Source organism: Pseudoalteromonas sp. H103, from assembly GCF_001469205.1.
GTDB lineage: Bacteria > Pseudomonadota > Gammaproteobacteria > Enterobacterales > Alteromonadaceae > Pseudoalteromonas > Pseudoalteromonas carrageenovora.
Genome location: NZ_LOFG01000001.1, coordinates 306,680 through 324,689, shown reverse-complemented (window position 1 = coordinate 324,689; position 18,010 = coordinate 306,680). Strand labels below are relative to the sequence as shown.

The 18,010-nt window shown below is 40.1% G+C and carries 16 protein-coding genes and 1 pseudogene; 5 read left to right on the top strand and 12 right to left on the bottom strand.

Features of this window, described 5'->3' with window-relative positions; translation table 11 throughout:
• Window positions 1-242 precede the first annotated feature (242 nt).
• Both ATS74_RS01525 and ATS74_RS01520 read left to right on the top strand, forming a co-directional pair.
• Window positions 243-650: a hypothetical protein gene (locus ATS74_RS01525; protein WP_058547178.1), complete on the top strand. Its 408-nt coding sequence runs from the start codon at window positions 243-245 to the stop codon at window positions 648-650.
• A gap of 1 nt (window position 651) precedes the next feature.
• Entirely contained in the window at window positions 652-966 is a 315-nt protein-coding gene (locus ATS74_RS01520) for a helix-turn-helix transcriptional regulator (RefSeq protein ID WP_054982750.1), read from the top strand.
• A gap of 87 nt (window positions 967-1,053) precedes the next feature.
• Here the strand turns inward: ATS74_RS01520 and ATS74_RS01515 are convergent, their stop codons facing one another.
• On the bottom strand, window positions 1,054-3,933 hold the full coding sequence (locus ATS74_RS01515) for a M16 family metallopeptidase (protein WP_058547177.1): 2,880 nt from the start codon (window positions 3,931-3,933) through the stop codon (window positions 1,054-1,056).
• A gap of 259 nt (window positions 3,934-4,192) precedes the next feature.
• Here ATS74_RS01515 and ATS74_RS01510 point away from each other — a divergent pair, with 259 nt between their 5' ends.
• Window positions 4,193-5,149: a methylenetetrahydrofolate reductase gene (locus ATS74_RS01510; RefSeq protein WP_058547176.1), complete on the top strand. Its 957-nt coding sequence runs from the start codon at window positions 4,193-4,195 to the stop codon at window positions 5,147-5,149.
• Window positions 5,150-5,232: 83 nt separating this feature from the next.
• Here ATS74_RS01510 and ATS74_RS01505 read toward each other — a convergent pair whose 3' ends face one another.
• The 3 genes from ATS74_RS01505 to ATS74_RS01495 form a co-directional block, all read right to left on the bottom strand.
• On the bottom strand, window positions 5,233-6,210 hold the full coding sequence (locus ATS74_RS01505) for a sensor domain-containing diguanylate cyclase (protein ID WP_058547175.1): 978 nt from the start codon (window positions 6,208-6,210) through the stop codon (window positions 5,233-5,235).
• Window positions 6,211-6,268: 58 nt separating this feature from the next.
• Window positions 6,269-7,516 carry a DEAD/DEAH box helicase gene (locus ATS74_RS01500; RefSeq protein ID WP_058547174.1) on the bottom strand — a complete coding sequence of 416 codons (1,248 nt, stop codon included), beginning with the start codon at window positions 7,514-7,516 and terminating at the stop codon, window positions 6,269-6,271.
• Window positions 7,517-7,609: 93 nt separating this feature from the next.
• The gene (locus ATS74_RS01495; protein ID WP_058547173.1) at window positions 7,610-8,311 is read right to left on the bottom strand and encodes a DUF3581 domain-containing protein; all 702 of its coding nucleotides are present in this window, start codon (window positions 8,309-8,311) and stop codon (window positions 7,610-7,612) included.
• 167 nt (window positions 8,312-8,478) lie between these two features.
• Here ATS74_RS01495 and ATS74_RS01490 point away from each other — a divergent pair, with 167 nt between their 5' ends.
• Window positions 8,479-8,871, top strand: coding sequence for a hypothetical protein (locus ATS74_RS01490; RefSeq protein ID WP_058547172.1), 393 nt, complete (start codon window positions 8,479-8,481; stop codon window positions 8,869-8,871).
• 20 nt (window positions 8,872-8,891) lie between these two features.
• Here ATS74_RS01490 and ATS74_RS01485 read toward each other — a convergent pair whose 3' ends face one another.
• The 5 genes from ATS74_RS01485 to proB all read right to left on the bottom strand — a co-directional run bounded on the left by ATS74_RS01485 (window position 8,892) and on the right by proB (window position 13,476).
• A complete protein-coding gene (locus tag ATS74_RS01485; protein WP_058547171.1) occupies window positions 8,892-9,191 on the bottom strand; it encodes a hypothetical protein in 300 nt (99 codons plus the stop codon).
• Window positions 9,192-9,352: 161 nt separating this feature from the next.
• Entirely contained in the window at window positions 9,353-10,837 is a 1,485-nt protein-coding gene (gltX, locus tag ATS74_RS01480; protein ID WP_058547170.1) for a glutamate--tRNA ligase, read from the bottom strand.
• Between the two features lie 46 nt (window positions 10,838-10,883).
• Complete coding sequence (locus tag ATS74_RS01475; RefSeq protein ID WP_058547169.1) at window positions 10,884-11,243, bottom strand: glutaredoxin family protein; 360 nt, start codon at window positions 11,241-11,243, stop codon at window positions 10,884-10,886.
• A 56-nt stretch (window positions 11,244-11,299) separates the two neighbouring features.
• Entirely contained in the window at window positions 11,300-12,274 is a 975-nt protein-coding gene (locus ATS74_RS01470; protein ID WP_058547168.1) for a GGDEF domain-containing protein, read from the bottom strand.
• A 98-nt stretch (window positions 12,275-12,372) separates the two neighbouring features.
• Window positions 12,373-13,476 (bottom strand): glutamate 5-kinase, encoded by a 1,104-nt coding sequence (gene proB / locus ATS74_RS01465; protein ID WP_058547167.1) that lies wholly within the window; start codon window positions 13,474-13,476, stop codon window positions 12,373-12,375.
• A gap of 117 nt (window positions 13,477-13,593) precedes the next feature.
• Between proB and ATS74_RS01460 the strand changes: the two genes are divergently transcribed.
• Window positions 13,594-14,583, top strand: a complete 990-nt coding sequence (locus ATS74_RS01460; protein WP_058547517.1) for a DMT family transporter — start codon at window positions 13,594-13,596, stop codon at window positions 14,581-14,583.
• Here ATS74_RS01460 and ATS74_RS20060 read toward each other — a convergent pair.
• The 3 genes and pseudogenes from ATS74_RS20060 to pdsO all read right to left on the bottom strand — a co-directional run.
• A pseudogene (locus tag ATS74_RS20060) lies at window positions 14,583-15,017 on the bottom strand (class GN sortase); the annotation flags it as partial. The gene ATS74_RS01460 and the pseudogene ATS74_RS20060 overlap by 1 nt on opposite strands.
• Window positions 15,018-15,079: 62 nt before the next feature.
• Window positions 15,080-17,101 carry a marine proteobacterial sortase target protein gene (locus ATS74_RS01455; protein WP_058547166.1) on the bottom strand — a complete coding sequence of 674 codons (2,022 nt, stop codon included), beginning with the start codon at window positions 17,099-17,101 and terminating at the stop codon, window positions 15,080-15,082.
• A 46-nt stretch (window positions 17,102-17,147) separates the two neighbouring features.
• The gene (gene pdsO / locus ATS74_RS01450) at window positions 17,148-17,879 is read right to left on the bottom strand and encodes a sortase-associated OmpA-like protein PdsO (protein WP_058547165.1); all 732 of its coding nucleotides are present in this window, start codon (window positions 17,877-17,879) and stop codon (window positions 17,148-17,150) included.
• Between the last annotated feature and the right edge of the window lie 131 nt (window positions 17,880-18,010).

Here is an 18,010-nt window from a genome sequence, read left to right as displayed (position 1 = left end):
TTATTAAGCAGCATAACTCTAGGTATTATTTTGCTCAGTATGCTTAAATCAAAGCATATACTATATGACAGCCTGTTAAATTAACTCAAATTTAAATTTGTTATTTTTATAATAAAAATCAAAAGGTAACGATGTATGACAGGCTTTTTGTCATACGTCAAAACAAGTACTGGCATACTACTGACGGCGTAAAAAATAATAATTACCGCTAAATTAGCATCGTCAACTCAACAAGGATAACGATGATGAAAAACGATGTATTGAATACTAAAAAACTTGGTTATAAATTTTACTTTCAAGATGGTGATAATCAAATAGCCTGTTTTGGAAGTTACTTTACCGGTAAAGAGGAAGTGTTTGTAAACGATGACCTATTCAGTAAAAAACGAAATATCTACTGTGCAAGCACACACTCTTTTGCTTTTGAGGGCTCACAGTACCAAGTAAAATTTGACATGCTTAATATACTTACAGGGCGTCTGGAGTGCACTCTTTATAAAAATAGCAGTGTGATAGACAAACAAGTTCAAAGTAGTCTTTCAGACGATCCTAAAAAGGCAGCATTTTTTCTTGCTGGTTGTACATTAGGTGGCGCGGTGTTTGGCTATACAACGGCAACCATTGTTGAACTATTTGTAGGGAAGCTTTAACGTGCAATTAAATCCTACAACAGTTAAATCGCTTAGAAGTAAGTTAGATTGGACGCAGCAACAGCTCGCAGATGCCTGCGATGTAAGTTTGCGGACCATTCAACGGGTAGAAAAAGAAGGCGCCGCTTCTAAAGAAACCACTATGGCGCTTTGCGCGGTACTTGAAGTACGCCAAGGCGAGCTAATTAAACTTGATGAGCCTATAAATAATGACGTTAAAAGTACGCCAACTAAAAGCTTTTTAGCGGGGGTTGTTATTAGCTCCTTAATAAGCTTTGCTCTAGGCGCAGGCTCAGTGCTTTTAGCGACTAACTAATATTACGCTTCAATAACACTAATTAAATAAAAATGCCCCAGGCTATAAGCACTGGGGCATTTTTTATATGTTAGAAAAAGAGATTAATTACTGAAACACTTTTTCAACAGCCATTACTTCAATGTTGTTAGCTGGAATAGCTAATGTGTAATCGGCAATGACTTTATCCTCAGCAACAAGCGCTGCTGGTTTTTCTGTGTTGTAAACCATTGGTGAGGTTTGCTCTGACACTAAACGTTTTTTCATGTCTTCGCCGTCACCGGTAATAAACACGTACTGTACGTTTTCTGTTTGAAGGTTATCTTTTATCACGCGATTAACATCTGCAAGCGTTAGCTTTTCAAGCTTACTTGTCACGTATTTTACAAACGACTCTGTGTTGTAAAATTCGCTATCAAGTGCATACCCTAACTGACGGTTTTGACTTGCTACTAGCTGCGGCACGTAGTTTATTAAAAAGTTACGAGTTGCTTCAAAGCCTTTTTCGGTTAAGCCATTTTTAATGAGTTTATCAAGTTCAAACAACGCAGTACGCGTTGCAAAGTGTGCATCGTTATTAGAGCGCAGCGGGCGTAACCAAATTTGGAATATTTGCTCAGAGCGCCCTAAGTTTGCATCAGGCTTAGTTTGAAACATGCCACGCGGGAAGTATTCAATGTACGAGTAATCACCGTAGTTCATACCACGTGTTTGACGAATTCGCTCATACAAGTATGAGTTAGAACTACGATGCTCACCAAAGTACGAGCGCACAAGCCAAAGTGCTGTCCAATCTTCGCTGCTGCGAATAGTATCAATTGGGAAACCAAACGATACCGCGGTAGATTGCGCCGACTTTTCTACAATTGTTGCATGATGACCTTTAAGGACTGGCGCATCAGGAATACTTAAACGGCTTTGCTCACCTTTAGGTAAGGTTGCTAAGTCGCTCATAATATTTGCTTTAAGTGCGTTAGGCACTGCGCCAATTAAACCAAGTGTTAGTTTAGATTGGGTAAGCTCTGAGTTATAGAATGCTTTAACATCATCAAGGGTAAGTGCTTCTAAATCAGAAATATCACCATAGTTGTAGCTCTCATATGGGTGGCCTTTATAAAGCGTACTGTAAAGCACCTCTTTACCAAGCTCTTCATCGTTAGAGGCTTTTAAGCCCGACTTAATACCGTCGATCATTTCCTTTTTAAGGCGTTTAAAGTCATCGTCTCTAAACCCTGGATTAAGTAATTGATCACTTACAAGTGCATACCAAGTTTCAGCGTTATCTTTATGAATACGCCCTTGGAACGACAGCATTTCTTTATCTATTTGATAACCAAAGCTACCCGCAAGCGGATAAAGCGCTTTTTGAATTTCTTTGTAACTAGTACTTTGTGAGCCACCTTGAGCAAGCATAGCGGCGGTGAGCGCGGCTACACCTTTTTTACCTTGAGGGTCTGCGGCTGCACCTGTATTGAATAAAAAGTTTACGTCAATCAGCGGCGAGCTATTAGTTTTATCAAGCACTTTAAATACCGGTGCCTCTGGTGCTTGCTCAAGCTTTGCGACTGCTGCACTTAAGTTAGCCTCTTGCTCAAACCCTGGGGCTTTATCAAGTGCCGACATGGTCACGGTTGTACGCGAGTCATCTACAAAGTATTTATTAGCCACGGCTTTAATATCTTGTGCTGTGATGTTGTCGGCCGATTTATAAAGCTGATTAATAACCTCAGGGTCGCGCTCAAAATGCATGTAACTTGCAAGGGTTGATGCAATCGCTTGAGATGAATCTAAGCCATTAATAAAGCTGTATTTAAGGTTAGATTTTAAATCGCTTAACTTTTGCTCATCAACAAGTTCAGTGCGTGCTTTAGCGTAAGTGCGGTTAATTGCATCACGTGCTTTTGCTAAATCTTCTTCGTTTTCAACTTTTACAAATACATGTAATAAACCAGGATCTTTTGTCTCTGGATTGTAGGTAAACATTTGACTCGCTATTTGTTTATCAACAACAAGCTCTTGGTATAAGTCAGAGTTGTTTGAAAAATAAAGCTGTGAGATTAAATCAAGCGCAGCTCTGTCTTTTTTAGCAGGCTCCCATGGCGCACCTTTATACGATACAAGTAACCAATGCCCTGGTAAGGCTTCGTTTTGTTCATGTATATATTTAGGTGCTTGCTGCTTTGGCTCAGCTTTAATATCGGCAACGTAATCGCCTTTTTCCCAACCACCCCAATGCTTTTTAACCATTGCCATAGTGGCTTTAGGGTCAACATCCCCTACAATCACTAGCGATACATATTCAGGCTTATAAAACTTATCAAAAAACTCTTTACCGTATGCCATTTGATCTGGCATGGCTTCTATATCTTCAAAAAAGCCCATAGTGGTATGTTTATAGGTATGCTTATCAAAGGCTTCTTCGCGTACAGCGCTTAATAATTTACGAATTGGACTGGCGTTATTTTTTAAATATTCACCTTTAACCGTTAGCGCTTCGGTTCTAAATTGCTCTTCGGTGTAGGTTAAGTTTTGAAAAATATCGGCTTCAATTTCAAGTACTTTATCAAGGTGCTGCTTTGAAAAATTTAAATGGTAGTTAGTGTAATCGTTAGTGGTGTAAGCACGGTTATCGACCCCTGCATTTTTAAATATGGCAGTGTATTCGTCTTGCGGAAATTTTTTAGAGCCTTTAAACATCATGTGCTCAAAAAAGTGAGCAAAACCGGTTTTACCTTCTTTTACTTCATTGCGCGAGCCAACTGATACCGGAATTTGCAGCGAAACTACATCTGGGTAATCGGTTTTAACTACCATTACACGTAAGCCGTTATCTAGCTCTTCAATTAAGTACTCTTGCGAAAATACACGTTCGTCAGCTTTTGTTGTTTGCTGCTGTTGTGCTGTTTGGGTGTTTTCGCTTTGCTGTGTTACGCAGCCAGTTAGCGCTAGTGATACCGCTAAGCTTGTTGCTAATAATTTAAATTTCATTATTGTCCCTTTTTAAATTGAGCAAATTTATTGTTAGGTTTATTACTAACTCACATTCGATTATGCCTTAAAGCGAGTAAATGTAAGAGCTTTAGCCCATTTTTTATGTAAACAACTGTGTCAATCAGGCGGTTTATTAAATTGTCAGTATGAATATTCCTCACCTAAGTTGAAAAATTTTCATTAGATAAATCTATCTAGACGTCTAAATGGCTGCTATATTAAATTACATACATTGGACTAAGCTGGAATGAGGATTATGGCTTTATCACTTCAAGAGAAAATAGAAGACACCAAACAAGGTGTTTATCTTATTGGTACTACCCCGCCTAAAGTTGGCACCGATAAAGCGCAATTAAAAACCATTGCAGAGAAGCTATTAGGGCGCTTGCACGAAATTGAATACGACGGCGTAATAATTTACGACATTCAAGACGAAAGCAGCCGCACTAACCAAGCTCGCCCATTTCCGTTTAAGCAAACTGTAGACCCACGTGAATACAGCCAATTACTTCGTAATTTATCTGCTCAAGATGTAATTACATATAAAAGTGTAGCGCAACGTGGCGTAGGCGAATTTAAAGATTGGCTAAGCGAAACTAAAAACGACTACGATTTAAAAAATGTGGTTTTAGTGGGTAGCCCATCATCGGTGGGTGATATAAAACTAAGCCTACCGGATGCCTATAAAACATTGGCAGAGCAAAGTGATGACTTCTTTTTAGGTGGCGTTACTATTGCAGAACGCCATTCAAGTAAACGAAATGAGCACGAACGCTTAATAGAAAAAACAGCACAAGGTTGCCAGTTTTTTATATCTCAGGCTGTTTATGATGGGCAAGCCACAATTGATTTAATCACCAGTTACGCGCGTACCTGCAAAGCACAAGGCATTACACCAAAACGACTTATTTTAACGTTTACTCCCTGCGGCGGCGAAAAAACCTTAGAGTTTATGCAATGGTTGGGTATCTCAGTGCCAGAAGCCACCAAATGGCGCATGCTTGATGCAGAAAACACATTAAGTGAATCTGTACGTATTTGCCGCGAAAACCTCGACTTAATCCTTAAAAGCTGTGCGCACCTAGACGTGCCACTGGGCTTAAATATTGAAAGCTTAACAAACCGTAAAGAAGAAATTGATGCATCAATAAATTTATACCGTTTATTAAAAGCCATTATGGAGCTCAACCTAGCTGAGAAACAAATCGCTTAAAAGTTAAACTAAATTCACACCCTTCTTGGCAAGCCTAATAGCTTGCTTTTTTATCGCTATGATTAAGTGTACTGCTTTTATTGTTAAGCTTTTTTAGCCTGCTTATAAGCTTGTTTATTTTTATACATGGCTTGGTCTGCGTCATTGAGTAATGCGTCAAATGGTTGTTTTTGTTTATCCGTAAAGCTATAGCCAATACTCAGCGATATATCGCGAACACCTTTTTTAAGTAAAGCTTTTGAATACTCAGTGGTAATTTTATTAATAATGTAGCTAAGCTTACTTTTATCACTTACCTGCATTACAGCCACAAACTCGTCGCCGCCTAAACGCCCTACTATATCAGCATCTATTAAATGTGTTTTTAGGGTATTAGCCAAAATAATTAACGCTTTGTCGCCTACTTCATGGCCGCAGGTATCGTTTAATTTTTTAAAATCGTTTATATCAATAAACAAGCAGCATACGTCAAAGCCTAAACGCAGTGCTAAGTTAAGCTTTTGCTGAGCTAGCAAGGTAAGTGCGCGGCGGTTATAAATGTTTGTAAGTGGGTCAAGCATGGCTATTTCGCGCATTTGCTCAAAGCTATAAATAAGCGCTAAATCGTCTTCAATCAAGTCGCGAAGCTGCTCTATTAGCTCAAAATACTCATCGGTATAACTAGTTTGTTTTGTGTCTTTTAAACATAGCGTGCCAAACACATCACCTTCGGGCCAATGAATGGGTAATCCTAGGTATGATTGAACGCCATCTTCAACAACCTCAGGCATGGTATTCCATTGCTCATTATTGCAGGCATCGTTAACATATAAAATATTGTTATTTTCCGCTACGTATCTGCAAAAAAGAGGTGTTTGTGGAGGGAGTATTGAGTTGGTTTCAAAGTTAGAGCCGCCTTCATTACTTCTAATTACAACCCGGTAGCCTTTGCTAGTTGCCTGTACTATATAACCTGACGGAGCCGAAAACAGCCCCGTAATAAGATCAATGGTCTTTTGCCATTTGTGCAGTGATATTTGGCCATCGACTCCCGAAAATGCCCATTGATCCGTTTCAAACATAACTTTACCTCAGCTATTTATTAGCTCAAGTATAGGCAAAAAAGCGAAACAAAAGCTATTACTTACGGCGTCTACTGGGTGCTCTTTGACCTGTAATGCGTTTTTTATCACGATCTTTTCGCGCTTTATTGGTGTTTTTACGATTATCTTTAGGCTTTTTGTTTAAATCTGGCTCGTAACCTTCTAACCATTGAGGCGCTAAACGCGTATCAAGCAGTACTTCTATTTCTTCCAGTAACCATTGCTCATCAATACTTACTAGCGACATTGCAAGGCCTTGCTCACCGGCGCGACCTGTACGGCCAATACGGTGCACGTAGTCTTCAGCTATGTATGGCAGTTCAAAATTTATTACGTATTTAAGCGCAGGAATATCGAGCCCGCGCGCAGCTACATCAGTGGCAACTAATACGCGTGTAGTGCCTTCTTTAAAGTTTTGTAGTGCACGGTCGCGCGCGCCTTGCGATTTATCACCATGAATGGATTCTGTTTTTAAACCGTCTTTACACATTTCTTTAGCAAGCTTATCGGCCATTTGTTTAGTACGCGTAAATATGAGTACTTGGCGCCAGTTTTTCATACCAATCATGTGTGATACCAGCTCACGCTTTCTGTCTTCATCTACCGAATAAATAACTTGCTCTACTTCAACGGCAGCCGAGTTACGTTTATCAACCTCTATAAGCTCAGGGTTTTTAAGTAGCTTTTTACTCAACTCAAACACGCTATCGTCAAATGTTGCTGAGAACAATAAAGTTTGGCGATCGCCTGGAATGTGGCGCAGAATACGTTTTATTTCGTCAATAAAGCCCATGTCGAGCATGCGGTCTGCTTCATCAAACACTAATGAATCAACACTTGAAAGTATCACACTGCCTTTAACTATATGATCGAGTAATCGCCCTGGGGTTGCGACTATTACTTGCGCTGTTTTAAGTGCTTTAATTTGCGGGCCAATACTTGCGCCGCCATACGCTAAAGCGCCATTAATATTGCTGCCTTGTGCGTACTTTTCAAAGCTGGCAAATACTTGCTGAGCAAGCTCACGCGTTGGCGTTAAAATGACCACTCGGGCAATGCCTGGCTCATCTTTTTTAGGTGTATTTAAAAGCTTATGTAGTAGTGGTAATACAAAGGCTGCTGTTTTACCTGTGCCTGTTTGTGCACTGCCCATTACATCGTTGCCCGCTAAAATAGGCGGAATAGTTTTAACCTGAATTGCGGTTGGCGTAGTGTAATTATTTTGCTCAATCGCTGTTAATAATAACGAATCGAGTTTAAGAGATGAGAACGATGTAGCAGACATAGGCTTAGCTTTAAAATAACAAAGAGCGCTATTATACCTGAGCTTTAGTAATAAAAAAGGCGCTATAAATAGCGCCTTTATTTAAAATAAACTTTAAGCCGGTTTTAATGTGGCTTTTCGCTCATTATAAAATGCGATTAAATCGTCAACGGTTGCCTGGCAATATTCACGAATACCCGACACCACCATGTGCTTTTCACCAAAGCCGACTTTTTCGCCGTTTTCTAGTAAATTAAAGCGCAAAGTAATTTTTCCGCGTTTACCGGCATACTCAAAACTTGGCTCAGCAAATTCAAGCGTAGGTTCTTGAATATCAATGTTATCAAGGTTAATAATCATCGACTCGTAAATAACCATTGGGCGCGCAGGGTTAATCATCACCTCTTGCTTACCCATTAGTGGAATAATTACATGCGGGAAAGCCGCACCAGAAAACTCAACATAGTTTTTTATTAGGCTATTAGTAAGTGTTGGGCATTTGCTGGTTTTACCTTCGCGTTTTACCTTTAATATAACTTTATCGCCGTTGGTTACATCAAATTCGTCATCCCCTTGTGGGAAATTAAGTTTAGTGTTTTCGTCAACCATACCAGCAAAGGTAAATTCCATTCGCTCACTTATACCATAGCGGTCTAACACTAAAGAAAAAAGTAAGTCTCCTGGCGCGCAAAACTTTTTAGCATCTTTGTCATGAAGTGGGTTGTAGTCATCGGCAACACATTTTGCGAAACGACAACCTTGCTCACGAGAGATAGAAACGTAATCAGCATGTTGCTGAAAATAAGGACTTAACATAGTTTGTTCACTGCTTAAACTGCTTATAACCTATCCATACTACCAGAAATAAAATAAAGAGAGGTCGAATCACTTACTAAATCTTACAATTAACTTAAGAGTAAATGTTGCACACTTCTGTTTTTGTTAGTAATTTACTTTCCAAACTACATAAGGGACTAATAATTATGCTACGTGTTATAGCAACAATAAGCGTACTAACAACTTTGGCTGGGTGCTCTGGCATGACTTATCATACAGATATAGACAACGGCGTTTTATCTCAAGAAATTGGCACCTACGTTAATAAAAGAGATTTGCAGCAATTTTATAGCGACCAAGAAGCACACGAAAGTGGCGCAACACTTTTAGGGAGAATAGAAGGCGAAAGCTGCGATGGCGACGGTAGAGGCAATAAAAATATAAGCTACAATCGCTCTAAATCAAACGCGATTGATTCGCTTAAAGCGGATGCAATGCGCAGAGGCGGCAATGCCTTTACTATCAATTCTTGTAGTGAAACCTCAGTATCGTATTGTGACCTATCTGTTTTATGCACCGGACAGGCCTACGACTATTAATTAAATACCCTTAACTCTGGCTAAATATTTAATGCAAAGCTAAGTAATACACGCTTGCCCGACTCTATTTTAGTTACACTGTGCTCATACTTATCGGGTCTAAATAAATACACGCGGTTAAACCAATTAATAATGCATTTAGAGCATTTAAATGCCCCGCCAGTTTTAGGCTTTACTAGTACAAAATTAAGCTTGTAATAGCGACCTTGTTGCACTGGGTCAATATGATTCATTACGCTGTGGTTTGTAGGGTAAGTAACTAAATTTATTGAAAAGGTATTGCTGCTAAATAAGGCTTTGTTTTTTACAGGTGCAATCATACTGCCTCCTTTGGGTTTACATGCAGCATTATAGCATTTAGTAAATTACGAATGCTTGCGCTAAACAATATCAAAATACCATGACATATAGCCAAACAGCCTGAAACAAAAAAGCCGAACTTAATTAATAAGCTCGGCTTTTTATAAAGTAAGACTAAAGATTATGCACTTGGGTATGTGCGGTACGCACGCTCAATATTTTTAGCCTGCTTTTTAGAAATACCTAAATGAGCAAGCGCTACACGTAAACGCGCACGTGATAGATCAGAGCCCAAAATTTCCATTGCATCAAGCACTGAGGTAGATGATGTTTTACCTGTGATTGCTACAAATATCGGCTCTAAAAAGTCTTTAATTTTAAGCTCATGGAATGTAGCGACTTCTTTTGCAATGGCAAAAATAGCTGGTTTTTCAAAGCTACGTAAGCCTTCTAATTGCCATACAAAAAATTGTAGCGCTTGGCGTATTACGTTTTCGTCAGCTTTGCCCGCAGTTAAAAGTGCTGGGTCGTAAGTTGGAATCCCCCCAACAAAGTGACCGGCTAAATCAACCATATCCGACAACGTATTAATACGCGTTTTAGCTTCTGGTAATACTTTAGCTAGCATTTCACCGTTAAACTTCCAATCAACAAAACGCTGCACAAGCTCTTCGTCAGTTAGGTTTTCGCGGATCCACGTGCCGTTTAACCAGCTTAGCTTGTCTACGTCAAATACTGGGCCACCAAGCGATACACGCTTCATGTCGAAGTTTTCAATCATCTCGTTAAGGGTGAATTTTTCACGCTCATCAGGCATTGACCAACCCATACGGCCTAAGTAGTTAAGCACTGCTTCTGGTAGGTAACCCATTTCTTTATAGTAATTAATACTGGTTGGGTTTTTACGCTTAGAAAGCTTTGATTTATCTGGGTTACGCAATAATGGTAAATGCCCTAGCACTGGCGCTTCCCAACCAAAATCTTCGTAAAGTTTTAATAGTTTAGGTGCTGAGTTAATCCACTCTTCGCCACGGAAAATATGGCTAATTTGCATGTGGTGATCATCTACCACGTTTGCTAAAAAGTACGTTGGGAAACCATCGGCTTTTAATAGCACTTGCATGTCTACGTTTTCCCACGGGATCTCAATTTCGTCGCGTAGGTAGTCGTTAAATTTAAAGGTGCCTTCGCTTGGTATTTTCATACGTATAACGTAAGGCTTACCAGCAGCTAGGTTTGCTTTAATTTCGTCTTCTGTGTGGTTTAAACCACGACCATCGTACTTAGGGCGCAGACCTTCGGCCATTTGCTCTTCGCGCATTTGATCAAGCTCTTCGCTTGTAGCAAAACAGTAAAACGCTTTACCTTGCTCAACTAGCTGGTGCGCGTATTTTTTATATAAATCGCTACGCTCAGACTGACGGTACGGGCCAAATTCGCCACCTACATCAGGGCCATGATCCCACTCAAGGCCTAACCAACGCAGGCTATCCATAATAGCTTGCTCTGATTCTGGTGTGCTGCGCACTTGGTCGGTATCTTCAATACGAAGAACAAACTCGCCGCCTTGCTGTTTAGCAAAACAGTAGTTAAATAAAGCAATGTAAGCTGTGCCAAGATGCGGGTCACCTGTTGGTGACGGGGCAACACGAGTACGGATTGTCATGGTAATGTCTCTTTAAATAAGTGAGATAAAAATTATATGGTTACGTTTAAGCTGCTACTTTATTTAAGTAAGCAATAATATCGTTTGATTCGTATAGCCATTGTACTTGGCCATCTTTTTCAATACGTAGGCATGGCACTTTAATTTTGCCGCCTTGCTCTAACAACTCTTGACGATATTGCTGATTATTTTTTGCATCACGTGTTTCTACTTTTAAGCCTTCGCGCTTAATAGCACGGCGCACTTTTACGCAAAACGGGCATGATTTAAATTGATAAAGTTTAAATTGTGAGGTTTGCAGATCAAGCTTTGCTTGCTCGTCGCTTGCACGCTTTTTACTGCGAGGAGTAAATACAAAATTAAAGAATAAAATTATACAACCTAAAAACCAACGAACGAATTTCATGTTTTGTGCTCTGCCTACAACAATTTAAGGAGCCAGATTTTAGCACAAATTTACAATCAAAAAAGCTCAATGCTGTTATCTACTTGTTGTTGGAAGTTTACGCCTAATTCATTATAAGAAGTTACTCTGTTTCGGCCATTATTTTTAGAGTGATATAGGGCTAAATCTGCTTGGTTAACAATGCTTGAAACCGTATCAATACTGGCAAGTTCTAAAAAACCACAGCTAATGGTGAGCTGCCCTACTTGCGGAAAAGGATACTCTGCAACATTTAAGCGTAATCTGTTAAGGGCAACACGCGCTTCGGTCTCTGTTTTAGTTTGAAATAATACCGCAAACTCTTCACCACCGTATCTAAATACGTAATCCTCTAATCTAAAGTTATTTTTTAAAAGCCTTGCCACTAACAAAATAACCTCATCGCCAATTACATGCCCGTAGTTATCATTTACATTTTTAAAAAGATCAATGTCGGCAATGGCTAAATACCATCGGCGCTTATTTGAAACCTCACTTCGTGGTTCTAAAAAGCCATTACCTGAAACTATTTCAATTACTTTTTTGTCAAATGTTTGCCTATTTAATAGCTCAGTTAACGGGTCTAAGCGCGATTTATACAAAAGCCCGAGTTGATTAGCATAAATATTTAAAATATGAATAGCCAACGCGGTTATGCGTTCACTTAGTGCATGCTGAGTTTCTATTAATAAAACCCCCATTACTTCGCCTAAGTGATAAACAGGTAAGTAACTTCTAATTACGTTGCTACTGCGGCTTACTCGTATTTTATTCTGAGAAACCTTATTAAGAACCAATAAGGCTTCTGTGGGAGATAAAGCTTTAAGGCTACTGCTGGTGTTAATTAATGTAGGAGGCAATGGCCTCGAAATATGTTTATTTATGTATATGGCAAAGTGCTTGATTTCGAGTAAATCGGCAATAATTTGAATAAGAGCAGTGTCTAAGTCGCTTTCCTCTTCTTGCTGTGTAAGCTTAACAATCCATTCATGCCCGCAACTATTCGCCTTCATTAAAAATGCCTAAACTGTTTATTATCTCAACAGTTTAGACAAAATTATCAGTTTTGCTAAATTATTAGCAACACCTTATTCCCATACTAAAGCATGGTTTAAAATAAGACTAAATCGTCTCGGTGTAATACCTCTGCTCCTGTATCGTAATCGAGTAAATTGCCTATTTGATTTGAATGCGCTCCTTTAATTTTATTTACCTCAACACTGCTAAAGCGTGTTAGGCCACGTGCAATAACTTGGTTATCGACATCAATTAGATCTATTAAGTCGCCTCGCTCAAAGCGACCAAATGCACTTGTAACTCCTTTAGAGAGTAAACTTGCGCCTTTGTTTTGCAGTGCTGCAATGGCCCCTGCATCAATCATTATTTGGCCTGTGCTTTTAGGCCCTGCCATTAGCCATTTTTTACGGCCATCTTTTGGCGCACTAAGCTTTAAAAAACGCGTCCCCGGTAATTGCTCACTCATGCATTTTAAAATAACGTTGTTTCCAGCACCTTTGGCAATAATAACCTCAACCCCTGCGCGCCTTGCTATATCGGCAGCTTGGAGTTTTGTGGCCATACCGCCGGTGCCTAAGTTTGTCCCACTGCCACCAGCAAGTTGGCGAAGTTCATCGTTTATGTGGGTTACTTCGTCAATTAGCTTTGCATCAGCATTAGTGCGCGGGTCGCTGGTAAATAAGCCTTCTTGGTCGGTAAGTAGCAATAACTTGTTGGCATTAGCCAAAATGGCTACAAGGGCCGATAAGTTATCGTTATCGCCCACTTTAATTTCGCTTGTAGCGACTGCATCGTTTTCGTTAATAATGGGCACTACATCGTAATTTAATAATGCGGTGAGTGTATCGCGAGCATTTAAATAGCGAGCGCGATCATCTACATCCGCTCGGGTTAGTAACATTTGCCCTACGTTAATACCATATAAAGCAAATAAGCTTTGCCAAATATGGATAAGTTGGCCTTGCCCTACTGCCGCTAACATTTGCTTATCAATCAGGCTTCGGCCACAGGGTTTAATAAGTTGCTCACGACCTGCTGCAACAGCGCCGCTTGATACTAAAATGACTTGGTGGCCTTGTTTTTTAAGCTCACTACACTGGCGTACAAGTTCAACCATGTGAGCTTTGTCTAATTTATCGGTGCCACCAGTAAGTACACTTGTACCAAGCTTTACAACTATTACCTGTTCCCTTTGCATTATTTTTTACTATTAAAATTTTTAGATAATTTAACTTATACCAGCTCGGTATTTTTGAACAAGTTAAAATTATTCATGCTAGGATCGCATTATATTTTATTGTTTAAATTACCCGCTATGCCCGCCAGTTTATGTTTAATTATTGCCACCTTTTTATGGGGCAGCTCTTTTATTGCACTTAAGTATGCTATTGCCATTTACGACCCCGCATTAGTAATATTTTTGCGCATGCTGACCACGTTAGTTTTATCGCTCTGTTTATGGCGTTACGTTATTCGATTTGAATATTTAAAAGGTGACTGGAAATATTTACTGGGAATGTCGCTTGCTGAGCCTTGCTTATACTTTTTATTTGAAGGTCATGCAATGGAGTACACCTCAGCCTCGCAGGCGGGTGTTATTGTGTCGTGCTTGCCTATTATTGTGGCGTTACTGGCGTTTTTAATGCTTAAAGAGTACATAAGTAAAGCCATTGTTGTCGGTTTTACCTTGTGTATTGGCGGCAGTATTTTACTTACATTACTCTCTCCTAACTCCGAGCAAGCACCTAACCCGCTGCTAGGTAATTTTTTAGAATTAATGGCCATGGTGTGCGCTGCTTTTTATACCGTTAGTATTAAACATTTAGCAAACCGGTACTCCCCCATTACCCTTATTGCACTTCAAGGTATTAGCGGTAGTTTATTTTTTGCGCCCTTTCTATTTTTTATCGACTTGCCAAGCGAAAACCAACACGACTTAACCGCACTTATGAGTATTTTATATTTAGGCTCGTGCGTCACCCTTGGTGGCTATGGCATGTATAACTACGCCATTAGTAAAGTGTCGGTATTAACTGCGGCAGCATATTCTAATTTAATCCCTATATTTACGCTTATTTTGTCAGCCATTATTTTGGGAGAAGTACTTAACGTTTGGCAATGGCTGAGCATCTTTGTCGTGTTTATTGGTGTGATGATAAGCCAGCGTCATCAAGAACTAGTGGTTGATATTCCACTTAGTGAATCTGGCGAAGATATTAATGCAGATACTACTTTATCTGGCATTAGCTCAGCTGAAACCAATAGCCTTAAATCAGTACCAGCAGCCAGTGAATCAAAAGGGTAACAGGTGAGTAAATAAAGCCCCGACTTTTGTAAAAACTCATGTTGGGATTGATGAATCACTTCTATCCCCGTTACTTTATAAACTTGTATTTCTGCGCTTTGCAATTGCAAAGTGAACGTTTCACCCACTTTAGCGTGTTGCAAAAATGCAAAGTGGGTGTCGTTATGCCCCGCGATTAACGCACCTTTTGGATTACCGTGCGCTTTACCACCAAGCTCTCCGGCGGGTAAGAATTGGCTTGGGGCAAATGCCAAATTACGACCGCTTGCCCCCGCCAATACAGTCAGCGTTTTATTATGCTTAGGCCAATTAAGCTGTGCAGTTACAAAGTTGTCGGCGTAAAACCAAGGTTTTACTTTAGCGCTTGGGGACTTTAGTGCTTCTTGCCATGCTTGCTCAATTAATACTTGAGCAAGCCATGCCTTTGCTTGCATATAAACACCATGACCAAATAATCCAAGCCCAGCAATTAATAAGCCTGTACTTAGCCACTTTTTCATTTATGTTCCTTACTTAAATTAAGCCCTCGGCTTATTTTAAGCGCGCCACAGCTAAGTAATAAAATACAGCCGAGTAATATATGTAACCTACTTTGCCCATCGGTTTGTGGTAAGCGCATAGCCAGGCCTTGTGGCGCTGTGTTTTTAGCTAGTGCGGTTTGCTTTGCTACGTCTTTAATTTGAGTGTGTTCAATAGCTATAAAAGCAGTAAACGGGCTCAGTAATTGATGGGCGAGAGCCAGGCTTTGTACTTCCTCCTTTACTTCGTTTGGCTCATTATATAAAAGTAGTGATTTGATTTTTTGACGCGCCCATAACTTATCAATCCCTTTTGCATTTGCACTATTTTGTGCACTTAATTTAATACTTAATGGGCCTTGTGCGGTTTGCCCAGCAAGTACCACATTGTTTGTTTTATCAAGCTTTATAGCCACCATAATTGGTTCACCAAAGTATAAATCGGGTAAAGGTGATGGCCAAAAATCTAAGCTACTACCGCTTTTATCACTTAGCGCTAAATTAGTAATAGCCGGGTGAGCGAGCTTATCAAATAGCTGCTGCATTTTAGGCTGCACCTCATTTTTGCTGCCAATAAAAGTAAATGATCCTTTGCCTATATCAGCAGCGCGGCGCATAAAAAAGCTATTAGGTGCACTGCCAATGCCTAAAGTAAATAAACGGCTATCGCCTAATTTACGCTGAATGTTTTTAAATAAAGCATCTTCGTTACTTACGCTGCCATCAGTTAAAAATACGACTTGGCGTACAAAGCCTTCAAAACTACTGCCATCAAGGACTGCATTAAGCGCACCTTGTATTTCGGTGCCACCATCGGCCTCTAGGCTGTAAATAAAGCGCTCTGCGCGGCGCAAATTAAAATCGCTGGCAATAAGTGGCTTATCACTCATTGGAGTAACCACGTTATCAAAGCCAATAATATTAAAACTGTCGTCGCTATCGAGTAACGAAAGCGCATAAAACAAGGCCTTTTTAGCTTGTTCCATAGATTGCCCGTGCATAGAGCCTGACGTATCTACAACAAATACCATTTCACGAGGTAAGCGCTGCGTTTGTACAAAGTGATCCCCCGGCGGCATTAGCATTGCAAGCCCATACCTGTCGCCATTTTCAAACTGCTGGGTAAAAAATGCAGCCTGAGCGCTTTCTTTTTGAAGCGGTTTAAACTCAAGTACAAAGTCGCGGTTTATGGCATTTTGCTCATTTAACGCAACGGTATATTGGCCAAATGCAGGGTTATGAATATCTACGTTATGAAATTTAGAGTTTATATCCACCAGCTCTAAACCTACGTCTATATTTATATTTAAGCTAAATTTGCTATTAGGCGTATCGCCGTGGCTTTGCGCCGCGCTTTGTATACTATAAACCGGGCTTAACCAGCCGTTTGGCGCCGAATTAAATGCTGTTCTTTCGGTATTACTTTGCTCAACTTCACCACTAATCGCGTGATAACGCGGTGTAATAGTCGTCGGAAAACGAATCGCAAATGTACCGCGGCTATAATCAATTATCTCTTGATACTCAAGTTCAACAACAACCTGCTCGCCAGGGCCAATATTTGCTACGTTAGTAATAAACATATTAGCGCGTTGCTGGCGTACTAGAGCCGCTTGTTTACCTGCTTTTTTAGCTGCGTGATATTTTTTTTCAGCCTCTACTTTTTTATCAATTTGGCCTTTAATGACTCTTTCGCCTATACGCATCGTCATGGCGTGCACGGCGCTTTCATCAGGCAGCGGAAAAACGTAACGGGCATTAACCGCAAACGGGTTTTCGTTTTGATAAGTTTGCTTAACTACCACATGGTTAATTAAGCCTGTTAGGGTCATGTTAGCGTCACTTTTTAAAATAATGGCTGGCGCTAAAGGTGCGCCGCCACTGTCAAAAAGTTCAAGCTTGGGTGATTGTGCATGGCTATTAAAACTTACCAGCAGCACACTCACTAAAAAAATAAAAATGCTTACTTTAGTAAGCATTTTGGTTGGGTTACTCAACATAAAATCACTCCATCGAACGCTTAGCTTTACATAAATTCGGTTTGGTTTAGTTACTCGCCGTTTGGCCATTTACAATATTCATTGAGCGAGTGGTAAGCGTTACGCGTCTATCAAAAAAGTTGTCTTTAACTGTGTTGCTACGAGCTAATGTTTGCTGCTCGCCAAATGCTTGTGTGCTTAAACGTTTATGGCTAATACCGTGCTTTATTAAGTAACTTTGAACTGCATTTACACGCTTTTTAGACAATAATAAGTTGGCTTGCTCGTCGCCACGTTGATCAGCAAAACCACTTAAATCAAGCGCCAGTTGTGGCTGGTTATTTAAAAGTGTGACTAATTGATCAAGCTGCTGTGCAAAGTGCGGCGCTATAACACTTGAACCCGTTTTAAATTGCACTGTCATGGCAAGTAGGTTTTTTATTTGTGCTTGGGTTAATTGCTCATTTTGATTGGCAAGCACTTCTAACTGCTGCTCAAGCCTATTGTTATGGTTAAGCACGTGCATGTAGTCGCTGGTTTTTTCCTGCATAAGTGTAATTGCTTGTTGCTGCTGGGCTATTTTGTCATCGGCTACTTTAGAGTCACCAATTAAGCCCCCTGCAAATGCGCCAATAAATGCCCCAACAGGCCCACCAACAACACCACCAATAATAGCGCCCGCACCTAAACCAATGGCGGTTTCTTTATGTGCTTCTTTAGAAGGCGTGTTAGCAGTTGATGCAAATGCAGGTGAACAAACACTGGCTACTAGCGTTAATGCGATTAATGTCTTCTTCATGGTAGTCCTCTTGAACTTGTTTTAATTTGTGATGTTTTGTTTTGATGGGTGTATTAAAACAGTCGCAAGTGGCAACAAAGGGGAGCAAAAATGGCAAACCGCTGAGCAATTGTGGCAAAAAAATGGCAATT

What these genes read in the sequence shown, in the direction of transcription:
- gltX (WP_058547170.1), bottom strand. Translation starts at nt 10,837, where the DNA reads ATGACAATCCGTACTCGTGTTGCCCCGTCACCAACAGGTGACCCGCAT.
- ATS74_RS01505 (WP_058547175.1), bottom strand. Translation starts at nt 6,210, where the DNA reads ATGTTTGAAACGGATCAATGGGCATTTTCGGGAGTCGATGGCCAAATA.
- pdsO (WP_058547165.1), bottom strand. Translation starts at nt 17,879, where the DNA reads ATGAAGAAGACATTAATCGCATTAACGCTAGTAGCCAGTGTTTGTTCA.
- ATS74_RS01510 (WP_058547176.1), top strand. Translation starts at nt 4,193, where the DNA reads ATGGCTTTATCACTTCAAGAGAAAATAGAAGACACCAAACAAGGTGTT.
- ATS74_RS01455 (WP_058547166.1), bottom strand. Translation starts at nt 17,101, where the DNA reads ATGTTGAGTAACCCAACCAAAATGCTTACTAAAGTAAGCATTTTTATT.
- ATS74_RS01500 (WP_058547174.1), bottom strand. Translation starts at nt 7,516, where the DNA reads ATGTCTGCTACATCGTTCTCATCTCTTAAACTCGATTCGTTATTATTA.
- ATS74_RS01475 (WP_058547169.1), bottom strand. Translation starts at nt 11,243, where the DNA reads ATGAAATTCGTTCGTTGGTTTTTAGGTTGTATAATTTTATTCTTTAAT.
- ATS74_RS01515 (WP_058547177.1), bottom strand. Translation starts at nt 3,933, where the DNA reads ATGAAATTTAAATTATTAGCAACAAGCTTAGCGGTATCACTAGCGCTA.
- ATS74_RS01460 (WP_058547517.1), top strand. Translation starts at nt 13,594, where the DNA reads ATGCCCGCCAGTTTATGTTTAATTATTGCCACCTTTTTATGGGGCAGC.
- ATS74_RS01470 (WP_058547168.1), bottom strand. Translation starts at nt 12,274, where the DNA reads ATGAAGGCGAATAGTTGCGGGCATGAATGGATTGTTAAGCTTACACAG.
- ATS74_RS01490 (WP_058547172.1), top strand. Translation starts at nt 8,479, where the DNA reads ATGCTACGTGTTATAGCAACAATAAGCGTACTAACAACTTTGGCTGGG.
- ATS74_RS01495 (WP_058547173.1), bottom strand. Translation starts at nt 8,311, where the DNA reads ATGTTAAGTCCTTATTTTCAGCAACATGCTGATTACGTTTCTATCTCT.
- ATS74_RS01525 (WP_058547178.1), top strand. Translation starts at nt 243, where the DNA reads ATGATGAAAAACGATGTATTGAATACTAAAAAACTTGGTTATAAATTT.
- proB (WP_058547167.1), bottom strand. Translation starts at nt 13,476, where the DNA reads ATGCAAAGGGAACAGGTAATAGTTGTAAAGCTTGGTACAAGTGTACTT.
- ATS74_RS01485 (WP_058547171.1), bottom strand. Translation starts at nt 9,191, where the DNA reads ATGATTGCACCTGTAAAAAACAAAGCCTTATTTAGCAGCAATACCTTT.